Source organism: Leucobacter sp. NPDC077196, assembly GCF_040687075.1.
Lineage (GTDB): Bacteria > Actinomycetota > Actinomycetes > Actinomycetales > Microbacteriaceae > Leucobacter.
The window spans coordinates 751,687-770,653 of record NZ_JBFBML010000001.1; the positions used below are offsets into that span (position 1 = coordinate 751,687).

Here is an 18,967-nt window from a genome sequence, read left to right on the forward strand (position 1 = left end):
GTAACCGACGGCGCGTCACGGGGGAGCCGGTGCCCCGGCGCGGGCTCTCCGAAGGGCCCGGAATGAAAGCGCTCATGTCACACCCGGAAAGCTCCGGTACCGTTGGACGTTGAAGAACCGTGTTCGTGCCGGTGCGGCTGAAGTCGCTCGTGCTCGGACCGAGGTGAAAGTAGAGGAGATTCCGTGCGACATGCGCTTGCAATCGCAGTGCTCGTGCTGTCAGGCGTGCTTCTGCTCCTGGGGTTGGGGCAGCGTACGTTTCTCGCAGGCCCGGCCGAGATCAGTTTTCCGGTCGACACGCAGTCGGAGGCCGCGTTCGCCGTCATCGACGGAACCGAGTTCGCAAAGCTTCCCGGGCAGGCGAACGTCGTGGTGCGAGGCGCCGACGCATTTGTCGCGACGGCGATGACCCGCGATGCCGACGCCTGGTTGGCGCCCTACCCGCACGCGGAGCTCACGGTCGATCAGCGACAGCAACGGCTCCTCACGGCGCTCATCCCCGGAGCCATCGCAGAGTCGCCGGCCGCGGGATCCGAGGCGCCCGTCGACGAAGCCGAGGGCGCGGGGCTCGACCCTCGCGGCAGCGACCTGTGGCTGGACTCCCGTTTCATCGATGGGGTGGGCAGCTCGAACGAGACTGAGACACTCCGGGTGCCGGTCGCGATCGCGGTCGACCAGTCCGTGCTGATCGCGACGAATGGAACGGACCCGATTCCCAGCGAGTTGTCTCTCGTCTGGGTGCAGGATCGCAGCACTCCGTGGGCCGGGCCGTTGCTCGCAGTGGGAGGCCTCCTCGCGCTCGTCGGGGCGGTACTGTACTTGCTCGCGATCGATCACGATCGTCGTGGCCTGGGCCCGCGGCGCGGTCGTCGAGGCCCGCTGCAGGGGGTGCGGAACGCGTTCGCTCGTCCCGGAGCGCGGAGCCGCTCGGCAACGCCATCGACCGGTACCGGCGGAACCGCCGAACCCCGAGGAGAGCAGATGTCTACAACCGGGTCGAAGCGCCAGGATCTCGCCAGCACGACCACTCCGCGTCGGGTGCGCGCGCTGCGCCACGTCCGTCGGGCGGTTCCGGTGCTCGGTATCGCAGTGGCACTCGGTTTGACGGGGTGCTCAGCCGAATATTGGCCACAGGTCGGCCCTCAGCCCACAGAGGAGACGCCCACGGCGCAGCCCTCGTCGATCGCACCGGTGCCCGTCACCGAAGCTCAGCTGCATCGCATCGTCGAACAGATCTCGGCAGCGGCGAATCAGGGCGACGACGATCTCGATGCTGCGGCGCTCGACGAGCGGTTCGTGGAGGACGCGCTTGCTCAACGAACGGCGAATTACACCATTCGCTCGTCGGTGCCCGAGTATGCCGTGGTGCCGCCGCGCATCACCGATGACGAACTCGACTACGCGCTGGTGCAGAGCACGGAGTCCTGGCCGCGCACCGCGTTCATCACGGTCGCATCGACGTCGGGAGAAACCGATGCCGATGCTGCAGCAGACGGCACTGCTGACGGTTCCGCAGATGCGGCACCAGCGGAGGCCGACGGCGAGGCCGCCGAAGAGGGCAGCGGCACAGAGGAGCAGACCTCCCCATCGCTCGCGCTCACTCTCACGCAGCAGTCGCCGCACGAGAACTTCGAAGTCTCGCGCGTCATCGCGCTTCGCGGCGGCATTTCCATGCCTCAGGCTGCACCGGCAAAAGACGGGACGGCGCTGCTCTCGAACGATATCGAGACGCTCGTGCTCCCTCCAGCACAGGTGGGCGAGGCGTATGCGGCGCTCCTGCAAAACGGAGCGGATGCTCCGGAGGCCGACCTGTTCGATCTCGAGAGCGACGCGCTTCTCGAGAACTACGGCATGGCGCGCGCGGAGGCTGCGCAGCAGCAGTCGGACGACAAGGGCCAGACCATGCAGTACAGCGCGACGGCTCGACAGGGAGATGCTCCCGTCGTCGCGCTGTCAACTGGCGCTGGAGGAGCGCTCGTGGCGACGACGGTCATCGACGAGCAGATTGTCGATGCCGCTGGAGGGCGTTTCAAACCGCAGGCGCAGGGAGCGATCACCGCGCTCTCGGGACTGGAGGGCGAGCAGGAGCGACTCGTGCAGCAGGTCGCCCATCAGATGCTGTTCTTCGTGCCGAGCAAGTCCGAGGATGCGAAGATCGAGCTGCTCGGCGTGACGAGCGAGCTCGTGGAAGTGACGAACTAGTCTCGACGACATGCAGCGATGGCCGCATGGTGCCGCGCGAACGCCGGTCGTGCATGCAGCACATCAGAAAGGATCGACAACGATGACCCAACAGATTCCTCAGCGGCTTCCCGGTGGCGGCGTAGATCTCAGCCACTTGGCGGCGCGTTCCGCCGCTCCGCAGGCGAATGACCCCTCCGCGGAGGGCCCCTCGGGTGGATCCGTAGTCGACGTGCCGTCGCTCGTGATCGATGTCAGCGATGCGACATTCGAACAGGCAGCGCAGCTCTCGAGCGTTGTGCCCGTCGTCGCGCTGCTCTGGTCGGCGCGGAGCGAACCGTCGGCGACCCTCGGCTCGATGCTGGAAGTAGTCACTCGCGAGCTCGGTGGGCGCACGCTACTCGCCAGGATCGACGCCGATGCCAACCCGGGCCTGGCGCAGGCCTTCCAAGCGCAGACGATCCCCACCGTTGTCGCGATCGTCGCCGGGCGGCCGGTGCCGCTCTTCCAGGGGCCTGTGCCAGAGGAGCAGGTGCGGGAGTACTTCGATCAGCTGCTGCAGCTGGCGGAGCAACACGGCGTCTCCGGCCGGGTGAACGCGCCTGATGCCGTATCTGCGGATGACAACGCCCCGACTGAACCGGAGATTCCGACGGCCCACCTTGCGGCCATCGAAGCGGCGGAGCGCGGCGACTATGAGCAGGCGATTACGGAGTGGGAGGCGGTGCTGACCCGCGCCCCTGCTGACGCGGAAGCACGGGCGGCGCTCGTACAGGTCAGGTTGCTGCACCGCCTGCAGGGTCTCACTGCAGAGGAGATTCGTAGCAGCGCCGCAGCAGCGCCCGCCGAGGTCGAGGCGCAGCTTCGGGTCGCCGATCTCGATGTTTCGGGCGGGCATGTCGAAGACGCTTTTCTTCGGTTGCTCGACCTCTTCGTCGACCAGGATGCGGACGGGCGCGCCGTGATCCGCGAGCGGCTGCTCGAACTGTTCGAGGTCGTCGGCGTCGCCGATCCCCGAGTATCCGCTGCGCGAGGGCGCCTCGCAAACCTTCTGTACTGAGCGGCGGCCGATTATGGCTGCAGGGCCTGCGTATCTCGACCACGCGGCGACATCGCCGATGCCCGAACAGGTGCTGCAGGCGTATACCGATGCGCTGCGCACTGTGGGAAACCCGGCCTCCACCCACGGGCACGGGCAGCGGGCCAGCGAGATGCTCGAGGCCGCTCGCGACTGCATTTCGCGCGCGGTCGGATGCGATCACGCCGAACTCATTTTCACAGCAGGCGGGACCGAATCGATCAACCTTGCGATCAAGGGTCTGTATTGGTCACGCCGTCGCTCGGGTTCAGGCCCGGTGGTGCTGATCGCCGAGGGCGAGCACCACGCCACCCTGGAGGCCGCAGAGTGGCTGCGTGATTCGCAGGGTGCGCGACTGATCGGTGTGCCCATCGACGAACATGGGCTGCTGACGCCGACAGCGCTCGAAACGGCGATCGGTGCGGTCGGTGCCGATCAGGTGGCGGTCATTTCATTTCTATGGGCGAATAACGAGGTTGGCACGGTGCAGCCCGTCGACGAGCTGTGCGCGATCGCCGCCGCTCACGGCATCCCGGCACACGTCGACGCCGTGTCGGCGCTCGGTCAGGTGCCCGTCGACTTCGCGAACTCTGGGGCGGCGGCCATCAGCCTCTCAGCGCACAAGGTCGGGGGCCCTGTGGGCGTCGGCGCGTTGATCCTCGGCCGCCGATTCACCGCCGATCCGTTGCTGCACGGTGGGAGCCAGCAGCGATCGCGATCCGGTACTCAGGATGTCGCCGGAGCGGTCGCCTTCGCTGCCGCACTCGAGCTGATCCTCGATGGATCGGGACGTCCACGGCAGACCGCGGTGGTGCGCCTCGAGCGCCTGCGCGACCGACTCATCGACGGCGTGCGAGCTGCGGATCCGTCCGCCGTGCTCCGCGGCGCCCCCGCCGGCGCCGGGCGGCTTCCCGGCAATGCGCACTTCACGTTTCCCGGTTGTCAGGGGGACTCGCTCGTCTTCCTCCTCGACAGCGCGGGGGTTTCGGCATCGGTGGGATCAGCATGCCGGGCAGGGGTCGCCGAGATTTCGCACGTGCTCCTGGCCATGGGGCTCGCGCCAGAGATTGCGGCGGGCGCATTGCGCTTCACCCTCGGCCACGAGACCACCGAAGCCGAGGTCGACGCACTCGTCGGCGCGCTCCCCGCGGCGGTTACCGCGGCTCGAGCCGCCGGGCTCAGCTGACGCCCGATTCCGGTGCGCTGCTGCACGGGCCGTCCCGCACCCGACCAATTCTCGAAGTCGACGCATCACGCACGGGCGACTAGAATGCTCTGGTGAAGATTTTGGCAGCGATGAGCGGGGGCGTTGACTCAGCTGTTGCAGCAGCGCGAGCCGTCGAAGCGGGCCATGAGGTGGTCGGCGTGCACCTGGCGCTGAGCCGAATGCCCGGCACGATTCGCACGGGATCGCGGGGCTGCTGCACCGTTGAGGACGCGATGGATGCTCGTCGCGCCGCGAATCTGCTCGACATCCCCTTCTACGTCTGGGATCTCAGCGAGCGGTTCAAAGAGGACGTGGTCGACGACTTCATCGCCGAATACGCCGCCGGACGTACGCCGAATCCCTGCATGCGCTGCAACGAGAAGATCAAGTTCGCCGCGCTGCTCGACAAAGCCGTCGCGCTCGGCTTCGACGCCGTCGCCACGGGGCACTACGCCACTCTCGCGGACGGCGAGTACGGGCCAGAGCTGCATCGAGCGAGCGCTTGGGCGAAGGATCAATCGTACGTGCTCGGCGTGCTGACCGAGCGTCAGCTCGCGCACTGCTACTTTCCGCTCGGCGACACCCCGTCGAAGCAGCTGATCCGTGCCGAGGCGGCGGAACGCGGTCTCCAGGTGGCGCAGAAGCCCGACAGCCACGACATCTGCTTCATCCCCGACGGCGATACCCGTGGCTGGCTCTCCGATCACGTCGACCGCAGTCCCGGCGAGATTCTCGATGAATCGGGCGAAGTGGTGGGGAGTCACGACGGTGCGCACGGTTACACCGTCGGTCAGCGCCGCGGGCTGCAGCTCGGGCGGCCGGCCCCCGATGGCAAGCCTCGATATGTGCTGTCGATTCGCCCCGTTTCGAATCAGGTCGTCGTCGGGCCGAAGGAGCAGCTCGAGATCGCACGGATTGCTGGGGGGCGCTTCAGCTGGGCCGGAGTTCCCGGGTTCGACCTGGCTGATCGCTTTCGCTGCGATGTGCAGATTCGCGCGCACGCCGACCCCGTGCCGGCGTTCGCCCGCCTCGAACCGATTCGAGAGGACGCGCGCACGGAACTGCATCGAGCCGACGCGACGCACGAGGTCGTTGTCGATATCGATCTCGAACACGCGGAGCCCCTGGTCGGCGTAGCCCCGGGCCAGACTGCGGTGCTGTACGTGGGAACCCGGGTGCTCGGGCAGTTCACGATCGATCGGGCAGTGCCGGTCGAAGCCGCCGCAACCCGCTCCTGAATGTCGGGGCTCGCTCATACACTGGACTCGTGAGCACGAACGCGCAGCAGATTCCCGAAGATTTCGACGCAGCCCGCGATGAAGCGGAGCGTCTCGCCGAGAAGATCGAGCAGCTCAGAGTCGCCTATTATTCCGAGGCGACGAGCCTGGTCTCCGACGCGGAGTACGACGAGATGTTCCATCGCCTCGAAGCGATCGAGCGGGCGTTTCCCGAGCTGGCGACTCAAGACAGCCCCACACGCGAGGTGGGGGCGGCCGTGGTCTCCGGCGGGTTTCCCGAGCACGAGCATGCAGAGCGGATGCTCAGTCTCGACAACGTCTTCTCGATCGAGGAGTTCCGCGAGTGGGCCGTGAAAGCGCGATCGGCCGCCGGCCGCTCCGTGCGATGGCTGTCCGAGCTCAAGATCGATGGCCTGGCGATCAGTCTCGCCTACCGTGACGGGCGACTCGAAACCGCCACAACCCGCGGCGACGGGCGAGTGGGGGAAGACATCACGGAGAATATTGATCTCATTCCCGTCATCCCCCGAGCGCTTTCCGGGAGCGGCTTCCCCGCATTCTTCGAGGCGCGGGGCGAGGTGTTCCTCACCGGGGAGAACTTCGCGGCCCTCAATGAGCGCCAGCATGAGCTGCAGTCGGCATTCGTATCAGAGCAGCTGGCGAAGGGGAGGGATGCCGGCCAGATCCCGGTACGGTATCCCGAGTTCGCCAATGCTCGCAACACGGCGGCGGGCAGTCTGCGCCAGCGCGCGGAGAAGAAGTCGGACGCCGAGCTTGCCTTGATGCGCGACCGCCTGGGTCGATTGTCGCTCTATGTGCACGGCATCGGAGCATGGCCGGATCCCGCAATCGAGAACCAATCTGACGTATACGAGTTGTTAGCCGCGTGGGGGCTTCCCGTGTCGCCGCACTCTCGCGTGTTCGATTCGGTCGATGAGGTCGCCGCGTTCATCGAGGATCGGGGTGAGCACCGCCACGATGTCGAGCACGACATCGATGGCATCGTCGTGAAGGTCGACGAGCTCGCTCTGCACGGAGAGCTGGGGGAGACGAGCCGCGCACCGCGGTGGGCGATCGCGTACAAGTACCCGCCTGAGGAGGTGCACACGCGCCTGATCGACATACGCGTCGGTGTGGGGCGCACGGGCAGAGCCACGCCGTACGCGGTGATGGAGCCGGTGAAGGTCGCCGGCTCTACCGTGCGTCAGGCGACCCTGCACAATCAGCAGGTCGTGCGCGCTAAAGGTGTGCGCATCGGCGACACCGTCGTGCTCCGCAAGGCCGGAGACGTGATTCCCGAGGTCTTGGGGGCGGTGACCGAGTTGCGCGACGGCACCGAGCGCGAATGGCAGATGCCCGAGACCTGCCCGGAGTGCGCGACGCCGCTGCGCCCGATGAAGGAGGGCGATATCGATCTGCGCTGCCCGAACTCGAGAGCCTGCCCCGCCCAGGTGCGCGGTCGCGTCGAGCACATCGGTTCGCGCGGAGCTCTCGACATCGAGGTGCTCGGCGAGATCACGGCGGCTGCGCTGACGCAACCTGAGATCCCCGAGAAACCACCTCTCGAGACCGAGGCTGGTCTTTTCGATCTGACACTGGAGCAGATCGTGCCCATCGAGGTGATCGTGCGCGACAGCGAGACCGGCGAGCAGCGCGTCGATGAGGCGACGGGCGAGTTCGTGCGACGAGCGCCCTTCCAGCGCGTCACCGTCAAGTATCCCCCCGCTGCCCAAGGAATGACGCCTGCCGAAAGGCGCAGGGCCGGTGTGCGAAAGGACCATCGTGTCGTGCTACCGTCGCGCGACGCCGAGACGTTTCTGGCCGAGCTCGAGAGGGCGAAGACGAAACCGCTGTGGCGACTGCTGGTCGCGCTGAACATTCGGCACGTCGGGCCGGTTGCGGCGCGTGCGCTCGCCGACTGGTTCGGATCGCTCGATGCTATTCGAGAGGCGACGCAGGAGGAGCTCGCCGAGGTCGACGGCGTTGGCAGCATCATCGCGGAGTCGCTGACCGCCTGGTTCGAGGTGGACTGGCACCGGGAGATCGTGGATCGCTGGAGCGCGGCGGGCGTGCAGTGGGCGACGCCCGGACACCCCGGCCCCGGCGCCGCGGCCGCTGACGGCGTGCTGTCGGGTCTCACCATTGTCGCGACGGGATCACTCGACGGCTTCACTCGCGAGGGTGCCACCGAAGCCATCATCGCGGCGGGCGGCAAGGCTGCGTCGAGCGTCTCCAAGAAGACCGATTTCGTCGCGGCCGGGCCGGGTGCGGGATCGAAGCTGTCGAAGGCCGAGGAGCTCGGGATCCCCGTGCTCGATGCAGCGCAGTTCGCGCTGCTCGTCTCCCAGGGGCCGCAGGCGGTGACGCCCGTCAGTAATCCGTCCACAGGCGGCGTGTAACCCCAACTGCGCACGAGTTATCCACAAACTTACGTCGAGTGGCGTTGTCGCTCCTCTCGACGAATACGGTGAGATGAGACACCGCGGTTCCCAGCCGCGCAGATCCTCGTGAAGGAGCGCCAATGGCCGAGCACACCGATTCCCCGATACGCGCCGCTTGGGCGACGCAGGACCCGCTACTGACCACCTACTACGACTGCGAGTGGGGTGTGCCGGTGTTCGACGACGATGGCGTATTCGAGCGCATATCGCTCGAGGCGTTCCAATCGGGGCTCTCCTGGCTCACGGTGCTGCGCAAACGAGAGGCGTTCCGTGACGCGTTCGACGATTTCATGATCGAGCGCGTGGCTCAGTACGTCGATGCCGACGTCGACCGCCTGCTCGCTGACGCGCGCATCATTCGCAATCGAAAGAAGATCATTGCAACCGTGGCAAACGCGCGGGCGGCCCTGCAATTGCGCGAGCGAGACGGGGTGGGTCTCGCGGAGTTCGTCTGGTCGTTTCGCCCCGAACGGTCGCCCGTTCCGAAGTGCGACGCCGAGGTACCGGCCGTTTCGCCCGAGTCAAGCGCATTGGCTCGAGAGCTGAAGCGCCGAGGGTTCGCCTTCGTCGGCCCAACGACCGTCTTTGCGCTCATGGCGGCGATCGGCATCGTGGACGCTCACCTCGTGAACAGCCATCGGCGGGGCTGCTCAAGGCTCTGGATGCCTGACGGGACACGCGCGGAAGGAGAGCTGCCGTTCGCCCACCGAGCCTCCCTCGTGCCCGCTGCCGGCTGAGCGTCGCAGACATCTCGAACCTCGGCCGCCGATAGGATGGTGGGCGTTCCCAGATGACCCCTCCCGATGGAGCAGCATGCCTGAAACCAGCGCGGCGAGCACCGAGATCACGGCGGACACCGTCGCACATCTCGCGGGCCTCGCACGAATCGCCCTCACCCCAGACGAGGTCGAGGCGCTCACGAGCGACCTCGATTCGATCCTGACCCATATTGCCAAGGTCGGTGAGGTGACGACACCCGATGTTCCGGCAACGAGCCACCCGCTTCCGCTGAACAACGTCACTCGGCCCGATGTGGTGTCCGACGTGCTGACGCAGGAGGAGGCGCTCGCGAACGCCCCAGAGACCACTGACGGAATGTTCCGGGTCTCATCGATCCTCGGTGAAGAGCAGTGAGGGACTCGATGAACGAGCTCATCCAGATGACCGCGGCGGATCTCGCCACGAAGCTCGCCTCGGGCGAGGTCTCCTCGGAAGAGGCGACCCGAGCCCATCTCGACCGCATCACAGCGGTCGACGGGGCGCTCAATGCATTTCTCGCGACAGATGCAGAATCTTCGCTGGCCGTCGCTCGCGACATCGATGCTCGCCGCGCGTCGGGCGAGTCGCTCGGGGAACTCGCCGGGGTTCCCCTCGCGATCAAGGACGTGCTCGTCACGACCGACATGCCCGCGACCTCGGGCTCGAAGATCCTCGAGGGTTACCGTTCGCCCTTCGATGCGACCGCCGTCGCTCGAGCGCGGGCTGCCGGTCTCGTGTCGATCGGCAAGACCAACATGGACGAGTTCGCGATGGGCTCCTCGACCGAGAACTCCGCATACGGGCCTACGCTCAACCCGTGGAAGCTCGACAGCGTGCCCGGCGGTTCCGGGGGTGGCTCGGCTGTCGCGGTGAGCGCATTCGAAGCGCCGCTCGCGCTGGGATCGGACACCGGCGGTTCCATCCGTCAGCCGGCAGCGCTGACCGGAACGGTGGGCGTGAAGCCGACGTACGGCGGCGTGAGCCGATACGGCGCGATCGCACTCGCCTCGTCGCTCGACCAGATCGGCCCATGCGCTCGCACCGTGCTCGACACAGCGCTGCTGCACGACGTTATCGCGGGGCACGACCGGCACGACTCGACGTCGCTCGACTACGCGTGGCCATCGATGGCCGCCGCAGCTCGCGACGGTGCCGATCCGGGCACGCTGAAGGGCCTGCGCGTCGGAGTCGTGAAACAGCTCATGATCGATGGGGTGCAGCCGGGCGTACAAGCCCGCTTCGAGCAATCGCTCGCGCTGCTCACCGCCAACGGCGCCGAGATCGTCGAAATCGATGCGCCGCATTTTGAGTATGCCGTAGCGGCCTACTACCTCATCCTCCCGGCGGAGGCGTCGAGCAACCTCGCAAAGTACGACTCCGTGCGGTTCGGGATGCGAGTGACCCCGCAGGGCGGCGGCACGGTCGAGGGCGTGATGAGCGAGACGCGCGCGGCCGGGTTCGGCGCAGAGGTGAAGCGACGCATCATCCTCGGCACCTACGCGCTCTCAGCCGGCTACTACGATGCCTATTACGGCAGCGCGCAGCAGGTGCGCACCCTGATTCAACGCGATTTCGCCTCGGCCTTTGACCAGGTCGATGTCATCGCCTCGCCCACGGCGCCGACCACGGCTTGGCAGCTCGGCGCGCATAAGGGCGACCCGATGCGCGATTACCTCAACGACGCGACCACGATTCCCGCGAACCTCGCGGGAATTCCGGGGCTCAGCCTGCCCATCGGCACGGCGAGCGAAGACGGCCTGCCGGTCGGGCTGCAGCTCATGGCCCCCGCATTCGAGGATGCGCGTCTGTACCGCGCGGGTAGTGCCATCGAGCAGCTCATCGCCGACCGCGACGAGGCCCCCTTCTGGGCACAGGCTCCAGAGCTCGACGCTGCATTCCTTGCGACGGCCCAGACCGGAAAGGCGGCGAACTGATGGCCAAGACCAAACTGATGGACTTCGACCGCGCGCTCGAACTCTTCGAACCCGTCATCGGGCTCGAGGTGCACGTCGAACTCAATACGAAGACCAAGATGTTCTCGACCGCGCCCAACGTGTTCGGTTCGGAGCCCAATACGAACCTCGCTCCGGTCTGCCTCGGCCTGCCCGGTTCGCTTCCCGTGCTCAACCATGAGGCAGTGCGGTACTCGATCAGTCTCGGCCTCGCACTCGGCTGCGAGATCGCAGAGGTGTCGGGATTTGCGCGCAAGAACTACTTCTATCCCGACATGGGCAAGAACTACCAGATCTCGCAGTACGACGATCCGATCGCCCATGACGGCTCCGTCGAGATCGAGCTCGCCTCCGGTCGCATCATCCACGTGCCGATCGAGCGGGCGCACATGGAGGAGGACGCGGGCAAGCTGAACCACGTCGGGGGATCGACGGGACGCATTCAGGGCGCCGAGTACTCTCTCGTCGACTACAACCGAGCCGGTGTGCCGCTCGTCGAGATCGTAACCCGTCCGATCTTCGGCGGGGAGTCGGATACGCCCGAGATCGCATCGGCGTACGTCTCGACGATTCGTGATCTGGTCGTGTCGCTCGGCATCTCAGATGCCCGGATGGAGCGCGGAAACATCCGCTGCGACGCGAATGTCTCGCTGCGACCCCGCGGTAATGAGGGAGCCGGCATATCGGTGCTCGGAACGCGCACGGAGACCAAGAATGTCAATTCGCTGCGGTCGATCGAGCGTGCGGTGCGGTTCGAGATCCAGCGCCAGGCGCAGATCCTCGACGGGGGCGGTGCCATTACGCAGGAGACGCGACACTGGCACGAGGACACGGGGGAGACGTCGCCGGGTCGCCCGAAGAGCGATGCAGACGACTATCGCTACTTCCCCGAGCCCGATCTCGCGCCACTCACTCCCGCTCGCGAACTGGTTGAGGAGCTGCGAGCGCAGCTTCCCGAGCACCCCACGCTTCGCAGGCGGCGGCTGCGGGAGGAGTGGCAGTTCTCAGCGCTGGAGTTCCAAGACCTGGTAAACGCAGGCCTGCTTTCGACGATCGAGCAGACCGTCGCCATCGGAGTGCCCCCGCAGACGGCGCGGAAGTGGTGGACGGGAGAGGTCGCCCGCATCGCCAACGAGCGATCGACCCCCTCCGCCGACCTCATCACGCCTGAGCAGGTGGCCTCGGTCGTCGAACTCGTCGACGCCGGCACACTCAACGACAAGCTGGCGAGGCAGGTGATCGCGGGCATCATCGACGGCGAGGGCACCGCGGCTGAGATCGTCGAAGCGCGGAGTCTCGCGATTGTGTCTGACGACGGAGCGCTCATCGAGGCTGTCGACGCAGCACTTGCCCAGCAGCCTGATGTGCTCGCGAAGATCCGCGATGGCAAGGTGCAAGCAGCTGGAGCCATCATCGGAGCGGTGATGAAAGCGATGCGCGGTTCGGCCGATGCGGCGCGTGTTCGCGAGCTCGTGCTCGAACGCGCATCCGCCGCCGAATGACCGTGCAGCTACGCAGCGGCGTCGCCGGATAGCGGTTCAGGCAACAACGCAGAAGGGCGGCAGTTCGATTGAACTGCCGCCCTTCTGCGTTTCACGATCGACTCAGCGCACGTCGTCGTCCACCCAGTCCATCGACTTGGTGACGGCCTTCCGCCACTGACGCAGCAGGCGCTCCTGCTCGGCGCTGTCGAGTTCGGGCTCCCACCGGCGATCCTCCTGCCAGTTGGCCGAGAGGTCGTCGAGTCCCGACCAGAAGCCGACGGCGAGTCCCGCGGCGTAGGCGGCGCCGAGCGCCGTGGTCTCAGACACCACGGGTCGCACCACGGGCACGCCGAGGATGTCGGCCTGGAACTGCATCAGCGTGTCATTGGCGACCATGCCGCCGTCGACCTTGAGCTCGGTGAGATCTACCCCCGCGTCCGCGTTCACCGCGTCGAGTACGTCGCGTGTCTGGTACGCCACGGCCTCGAGTGCGGCCCGCGAGATGTGGCCCTTGTTCGCGTATCGAGTGAGCCCGAGGATCGCCCCGCGAGCATCGGGGCGCCAGTACGGGGCGTAGAGGCCGGAGAAGGCGGGAACGATGTAGACGCCGCCGTTATCGGGAACGCTCTCTGCCAGCTGTTCGACCTCTGGCGCGTCGGAGATGATGCCGAGCTGGTCGCGCAGCCACTGGATGAGCGATCCGGTCACCGCGATGGACCCCTCGAGCGCGTAGTGCGTCGGACCATCGCCGAGCTTGTACCCGACGGTGGTGAGGAGGCCGTTCTTGGAATGAATGATCTCCTCGCCCGTGTTGAAGATCAGGAAACAGCCGGTTCCGTAGGTGTTCTTCGATTCGCCCGCGGTGAACGCGGCCTGGCCGAAGGTGGCCGCCTGCTGGTCGCCGAGGATGCCGGCGATCGGCGTCTCGCGCAGCAGCGAGGAGTCCTCGGCGGTGCCGTAGATTTCGGAGGAGGATTTGATCTCGGGGAGCATCGACCGGGGCACGTCGAACGCTTCGAGGATGTCGTCTCGCCACTCGAGGGTCTTCAGGTCCATGAAGAGCGTGCGCGATGCGTTGGTCACGTCGGTGACGTGAACGCCGTGCTCAGAGCCGCCGGTCAGATTCCAGATGACCCAGCTGTCGGTGGTGCCGAACAGCAGATCGCCGGCGTCGGCGGCCTCGCGCGCCCCTTCGACGTTCTCGAGAATCCAAGCGACCTTCGTGCCCGAGAAGTACGTCGCGAGGGGGAGCCCGACGATGTCCTTGAACCGTTCGATACCGCCATCTGCCGCGAGGCGGTCGACGATGTCCTGCGTGCGCGTGTCCTGCCACACGATCGCGTTGTAGACGGGCTTGCCCGTCTTGCGGTTCCACACGACGGCGGTCTCGCGCTGATTGGTGATGCCGATCGCCGAGATGTCGTGCCGCGTCAGATCAGCGCGACCGAGGGCGATGCCGATGACCTCCTGCACGTTGCGCCAGATCTCGAGCGCATCGTGCTCCACCCAGCCGGCCTGCGGCATGATCTGCTCGTGCTCCTTCTGGCCGACGGAGATGATGGTGCCGCTCTTGTCGAAGATGATCGCTCGGCTGGAGGTCGTACCCTGGTCGATCGCGATGATGTATTCGGACATGGTGTTCCTTTCGTGACAGCTTCGTTGCTCGGGGAGTGGGTGGGTCAAGCCGCTGCTGCTGCGAGTCCCAGCACGAGCGGGGCGATGAGTGCTGCGATCGCGCCGCCGACGAGCGGGCCGGCAACGGGCACCCATGCGTACCCCCAGTCGCTGCCGCCCTTGCCCTTGATGGGCAGGATCGCGTGCGCAATGCGGGGCCCGAGGTCACGCGCGGGGTTGATCGCGTAGCCCGTGGGGCCGCCGAGGGAGGCGCCGATGCTGACGACGACCAGCGCGACGGGCAGTGCGGTCAGCGGCCCGAGGCCCCCGGGAACGCCGACCTGGATGTCGCCGTAATCCGCGAAGGCGAACACGGCGAAGACGAGCACGAAGGTTCCGATGACCTCCGTGAGGAAGTTGCCGAAGGGTGTGCGGATCGCCGGACCGGTCGAGAAGACGCCGAGCTTGGCCGCGGGGTCGGGTTCTGCGTCGAAGTGCGAACGGTATGCCACCCAGCAGAGAACGGCGCCGACGATGGCGCCGATCAGCTCAGCGGCGGTGGCGACGAGGAACTGGACCACGCTGATCTTGCCCGCGATCGCGAGCCCGATGCCGACGGCCGGGTTCAGTATCGCGCCGGAGTATGCGGAACCGAGCACGCCGACGAAAACCGCGAGGCCCCAGCCCCAGTTGACCAGCAGAAAGCCGCCGCTGTTGCCCTTCGTCTTCGCCAGGGCGACGTTGGCGACGACGCCACAGCCCAGGAGCACGAGGAGACCGGTACCGACGAACTCGGAGAGGAAGTAGAAACCGAGATTGACATCTGGCATGTCGTCTTTGACCTTTCAAGAAAGCGAGGGGAATGGCTCGCGATGCGTGGTGAGTGCGGGTGCGGAAGAGATGCTCCGCACCCGCGGGGTCGCACCGCTCAAATATCGACGACGACGCCTCCGCGTTCGACGTCGATGCGATGCGCGGTGCGAAGCAGTGATGCTGTGCGGTCGATCTCTTCATCGACGCGCTCGGCCTGCCAGCCCAGCGCCGGAGCAACGGCTTCAGCGGCTGCGCGCAAGCGCTCGAGAGTCAAGCCGCCGAGGAAGGCGATCGAGGTGCGGCGCAGCAGCAGATCGTCGAGGTGCACCACCTGCTCCGACGCTGCGAGATGCGCGAGCTCCGCCGCCGTGTAGGCGGGAAGCAGGTCGAGCTGCTCGTCATGCTCCGGCGTCGCGGCGAGCACCTCATCGGCGCGCGTGCCGTACCGATCGAGCAGCGCCTCGACGCGCGCACGATCATTGCCGTCCGCGCGTTCTGCGACCCAGCGCGTGCGGGCTGATCGAGTCTTCGGGAACTCCTTGCCGCCGCCGATGGCGAGCGTTTCCGTGCCGACCTTGCGAGGTACTCCGAGGAGCTCCAGCGTGTCGTTCGCGAGGTGCGCCGCGAGGGCGCGGAACGTCGTCCACTTGCCTCCCACGAGGCTGAGCAGCGGCACGCCGGCGCGTTCGGATGATTCGATGCGGTAGTCGCGCGACACGAACCCGGGGGCGGTATCGTCGTGGCGCGGCAGCGGGCGGATGCCCGAGAACGTGTAGACGATCTGAGACCGCTCGACGGTGATGTCTGGGAAGACATGGGCGACGAGATCGATGAAGTAGTCGACCTCGTCGCTCGTGCATGAGGTCGGGGTGCTGGGGTCCGCGTCGATATCGGTGGTGCCGACGAGCACGCGATCCTTCAGCGGATAGATCAGCACGATGCGGCCATCCGAGTGCTCGAAGAAGATCTCCCGACCGCCGGTGGCCGCCAGGAGCTCCGGGTGGTCGAGCACGATGTGCGAACCCTTGGTGCCGCCCATGTACCGAGTTCCGGCGCCGAGAGCTTTGTTCGTGAGGTCGGTCCACGGTCCGCTGGTGTTCAGGATCACACGGGCGGTGAAATCGAACACCTCTCCGGTGGTCTCGTCGCGCACCTGCACGGCCCCATTCTCGAAACCGACGGCGGGCAGATAGTTCGCAGCGCGGGCGCGATCGCCACCCGCTAGGAGCCCGTCGTGCAGCACATCGAGCGCGAGGCGCTCCGGATCGTGCATGGAAGCGTCGTAGTACGTCGCCGTGTACTTCACGCCCGAGTTGAGGCGGGGCAGTTCACTGAGCGAGCGGCGACGTCCGAGGAACTTGTGGCGGGGCACCTGGCCGCCGTCGCGGGAGAAGGTGTCGTACAGCGTGAGACCGATCTTGATCAGCGCCGCGCCGCGCTCTCGGGCCTTGCCGCGACCATGGGTCACTAGCAGGCGGAAGGGAGCCGACAGGATGCCGGAGAACGTGGAGAAGATCGGAATCGTGGTCTCGAGCGGGCGCACGTAATGAGGAGCGGTTCGGAGCAGACGATTGCGCTCGGCCACGGCTTCTTGCACAAGCCTGAACTCGCCGTTCTCGAGGTACCGAACGCCGCCGTGGACCATGTGGCTCGAGGCCGAAGAAGCTCCCGACACGAAGTCGCCGCGCTCGACGAGGGCGACGTCGACTCCCTGCAGTGCGAGTTCGCGGAAGGTCGCGATGCCGTTGATGCCGCCGCCGATGATGAGGACATCGGCGTTCGGGCGATCCTGCAGACTGCGAACTGCGGAGCGGGTGGTCGGCGTGCGATCATTCATGACTTCAAACCTTTCGACGTTCGTGGTCAGCTTCCTCCTCCCGTGCACCGAGTTGCAAGCTGATTGCACGTATGTGCATGATGTGTTCATCGAAGCGAGCGAAGGGGGCAGCGATGACTGCACATTCGTCCAGGTCGCGCGACGCTTTGCGCGCCGCGCAACTGTACTACCTGCAGCATCTCACGATGGAGGCGATTGCGCGGGAAATGCGAGTGTCGCGGTCTTCCGTCTCCCGGCTGCTCACGTATGCGCGCGACTCCGGTCTCGTTGAGATCCAGGTGCATTCGCCGCAGGAGGCGCGCTCTCAGCTCGAACTGCGCATCGCCGAACGGTACGGGATCACCGCGCACGTCGTGCCCTCGGCCGTGCGCGCGTCGGAAGCGGACCGGCTGGAGCGCACGGCGCGAACCGCCGCGCACCGGGTCGCGGCGGCGGTGGGCGACCGCGCGACCGTGGGCGTCGCGTGGGGCGCGACGATGAGCGCCATTGCTCGGCACTTGCCGTCGAAGACCGCGCACGAGGTGCGAGTGGTGCAGATGAACGGTGCAGCCAACGTGCGCACGACGGGGGTGTCCTATTCGGCCGAGCTGCTCGGTGGCTTCGGCAACGCGTTCGCCGCCTCGGTGTACCAGTTCTCGGTGCCCGCGATCTTCGACGACCCGAACACCCGCCGCGCTCTCTGGCGGGAACGCTCGGTGAGTCGCGTGCTCGAACTGCAAGCCTCGAGCGATGTCTACGTCTTCGGGCTCGGATCGCGCATCGGCGATCCGCGATCCCGCATCTATTCCGGCGGATACCTCGATCGCGACGACCTGCAGGAGCTGGTGCGCGCCGGCGTCGTGGGCGACTGCGGAACGGTGTTCTATCGCAGCGACGGGAGCACCGATGGCGTCGCGATGAACGAACGCTCGAGCGGACCATCGCTAGATACGGTGCGACGCATTCCGCATCGGCTGTGCGTCGTGTCGGGAGCGGCGAAGCGCGACAGTCTGCGGGGTGCGCTCGCTGCTCGGATCATCACCGAGCTCGTGGTCGACGAAGAACTCGCGCGGCTCGTCGTCGAAGCTGGCGGCTGAGCCGGCAACGTGGTGGAATAGTACACATGTTCGAGTCGCCGCGTGAGATCGCCTCCGTGCTGCACGTCGACATGGACTCGTTCTTCGTTTCGGTCGAACTGCTCGATCGCCCCGAACTGGTGGGGCTGCCGGTGGCTGCGGCGCACGACACCGCGCGGTCGGTCGTATCGAGCGCGAGCTACGAGGCGCGCCGATTCGGCGTACGTTCGGCGATGCCGGTCGCTCGGGCGAAGCAACTCTGCCCGCAGCTCGTGCTCGTCGATCCCGTGTATGCGAAGTACCGCAGTGCGTCGAAGGCCGTGATGTCCGTGTTCCAGGAGTTCACGCCGCTCGTCGAACCGCTGAGCATCGATGAGGCGTTTCTTGACGTCGCCGGAACGGTGCGGCTCTTCGGCCAACCCGTCGAGATCGCCCGCGCAATCCGGGAGCGCGTGCGCGAGCGCACGGGCCTACCGGCTTCGGTGGGGCTCGCCGGCACGAAGTTTGTGGCGAAGCTGGCATCGCAGCGCGCGAAGCCCGACGGCATTCTCGAGATTCCTCCCGCCCGCACTGTGGAGTTTCTGCATCCGCTGCCCATCGGTGCGATGTGGGGCGTGGGGCAGGCGACGGAGCGCGCGCTGCACGCGCGTGCGATCCGCACGGTCGGAGAGCTCGCACGCGAGCCGTTGCAGTCTCTCGAGCGCATCGTCGGCGGTGCGAGCGCACGGCGTCTGCACGAACTGGCGAACGGCCGGGATGCACGTCGGGTCGAGACCACTCGATCGGAGAAGAGCATCGGGCATGAAGAGACATTCGCCCACGACGTCACGGATGCCGGCACCCTCCAGCGCGAACTGTTGCGGCTCGCGACCCGCACCGGCGAGCGGCTGCGCGGTGCCGGAGTCGAGGCGCGAACGATCTCGATAAAAGTGCGCTGGAGCAATTTCGAGACGATCACTCGATCGCGCACACTCCCAGAGGCGACGGACGCCACGCAGCGGATTTACCACACCGCCAGGGAGCTCTTCGCCGCGCTCGAGCGCGGGGGCCGGGCCGTGCGACTCATCGGGGTGCGCGCCGAGCAGCTCATGCCGGTAGGCAGCGATATCGCCGCCCTATGGAGCGAAGACGATGGCTGGCGGGCCGTCGATCAGGCAGTCGACGATGTGCGCGAGCGCTTCGGCGCCTCGGGCGTCACCTCGGCCAGTCTGCTGACCGGCCGAGGTGCGGTGGTCGATCCGCGTTCTCTGGAATCGCCGAACTGACCGACGCCGTGATGCTCAGGCACCACATTACGGGCACGACTGC

The 18,967-nt window shown here is 66.7% G+C and carries 14 protein-coding genes; 11 read left to right on the forward strand and 3 right to left on the reverse strand.

Annotation, left to right across the window (positions count from 1 at the left end; all coding sequences use genetic code 11):
- Window positions 1-183: 183 nt before the first annotated feature.
- The 9 genes from AB0O71_RS03560 (at window position 184) to gatB (ending at window position 12,358) form a co-directional block, all read left to right on the forward strand.
- Complete coding sequence (locus AB0O71_RS03560; protein WP_363742037.1) at window positions 184-2,202, forward strand: glycosyltransferase; 2,019 nt, start codon at window positions 184-186, stop codon at window positions 2,200-2,202.
- Between the two features lie 82 nt (window positions 2,203-2,284).
- Window positions 2,285-3,241 (forward strand): tetratricopeptide repeat protein, encoded by a 957-nt coding sequence (locus AB0O71_RS03565; protein WP_363742039.1) that lies wholly within the window; start codon window positions 2,285-2,287, stop codon window positions 3,239-3,241.
- A gap of 13 nt (window positions 3,242-3,254) precedes the next feature.
- Window positions 3,255-4,445, forward strand: a complete 1,191-nt coding sequence (locus AB0O71_RS03570) for a cysteine desulfurase family protein (protein WP_363742042.1) — start codon at window positions 3,255-3,257, stop codon at window positions 4,443-4,445.
- A gap of 92 nt (window positions 4,446-4,537) precedes the next feature.
- Window positions 4,538-5,704: a tRNA 2-thiouridine(34) synthase MnmA gene (gene mnmA / locus AB0O71_RS03575; RefSeq protein ID WP_363742044.1), complete on the forward strand. Its 1,167-nt coding sequence runs from the start codon at window positions 4,538-4,540 to the stop codon at window positions 5,702-5,704.
- 29 nt (window positions 5,705-5,733) lie between these two features.
- The gene (gene ligA, locus AB0O71_RS03580; protein WP_363742046.1) at window positions 5,734-8,103 is read left to right on the forward strand and encodes an NAD-dependent DNA ligase LigA; all 2,370 of its coding nucleotides are present in this window, start codon (window positions 5,734-5,736) and stop codon (window positions 8,101-8,103) included.
- A gap of 122 nt (window positions 8,104-8,225) precedes the next feature.
- Entirely contained in the window at window positions 8,226-8,882 is a 657-nt protein-coding gene (locus tag AB0O71_RS03585; protein WP_363742048.1) for a DNA-3-methyladenine glycosylase I, read from the forward strand.
- A 76-nt stretch (window positions 8,883-8,958) separates the two neighbouring features.
- The gene (gene gatC, locus AB0O71_RS03590) at window positions 8,959-9,279 is read left to right on the forward strand and encodes an Asp-tRNA(Asn)/Glu-tRNA(Gln) amidotransferase subunit GatC (RefSeq protein ID WP_363742050.1); all 321 of its coding nucleotides are present in this window, start codon (window positions 8,959-8,961) and stop codon (window positions 9,277-9,279) included.
- Window positions 9,280-9,287: 8 nt separating this feature from the next.
- Window positions 9,288-10,838, forward strand: a complete 1,551-nt coding sequence (gatA, locus tag AB0O71_RS03595; protein WP_363742052.1) for an Asp-tRNA(Asn)/Glu-tRNA(Gln) amidotransferase subunit GatA — start codon at window positions 9,288-9,290, stop codon at window positions 10,836-10,838.
- Window positions 10,838-12,358 (forward strand): Asp-tRNA(Asn)/Glu-tRNA(Gln) amidotransferase subunit GatB, encoded by a 1,521-nt coding sequence (gatB, locus tag AB0O71_RS03600; RefSeq protein WP_363742055.1) that lies wholly within the window; start codon window positions 10,838-10,840, stop codon window positions 12,356-12,358. Before gatA ends, gatB begins: the two co-directional genes overlap by 1 nt.
- Window positions 12,359-12,460: 102 nt before the next feature.
- On the opposite strand, the gene glpK is transcribed toward gatB, so the two are convergent.
- From glpK to AB0O71_RS03615, 3 genes are all read right to left on the reverse strand, one after another.
- Window positions 12,461-13,975, reverse strand: a complete 1,515-nt coding sequence (glpK, locus tag AB0O71_RS03605) for a glycerol kinase GlpK (RefSeq protein ID WP_363742058.1) — start codon at window positions 13,973-13,975, stop codon at window positions 12,461-12,463.
- Between the two features lie 44 nt (window positions 13,976-14,019).
- Window positions 14,020-14,784: an MIP/aquaporin family protein gene (locus tag AB0O71_RS03610; RefSeq protein ID WP_363742061.1), complete on the reverse strand. Its 765-nt coding sequence runs from the start codon at window positions 14,782-14,784 to the stop codon at window positions 14,020-14,022.
- Window positions 14,785-14,882: 98 nt separating this feature from the next.
- Entirely contained in the window at window positions 14,883-16,604 is a 1,722-nt protein-coding gene (locus AB0O71_RS03615; RefSeq protein WP_363742063.1) for a glycerol-3-phosphate dehydrogenase/oxidase, read from the reverse strand.
- A gap of 113 nt (window positions 16,605-16,717) precedes the next feature.
- Here AB0O71_RS03615 and AB0O71_RS03620 point away from each other — a divergent pair, with 113 nt between their 5' ends.
- Window positions 16,718-17,680 carry a sugar-binding domain-containing protein gene (locus AB0O71_RS03620; protein WP_363742066.1) on the forward strand — a complete coding sequence of 321 codons (963 nt, stop codon included), beginning with the start codon at window positions 16,718-16,720 and terminating at the stop codon, window positions 17,678-17,680.
- A 26-nt stretch (window positions 17,681-17,706) separates the two neighbouring features.
- Complete coding sequence (dinB, locus tag AB0O71_RS03625; RefSeq protein WP_363742069.1) at window positions 17,707-18,924, forward strand: DNA polymerase IV; 1,218 nt, start codon at window positions 17,707-17,709, stop codon at window positions 18,922-18,924.
- Window positions 18,925-18,967: the final 43 nt, after the last annotated feature.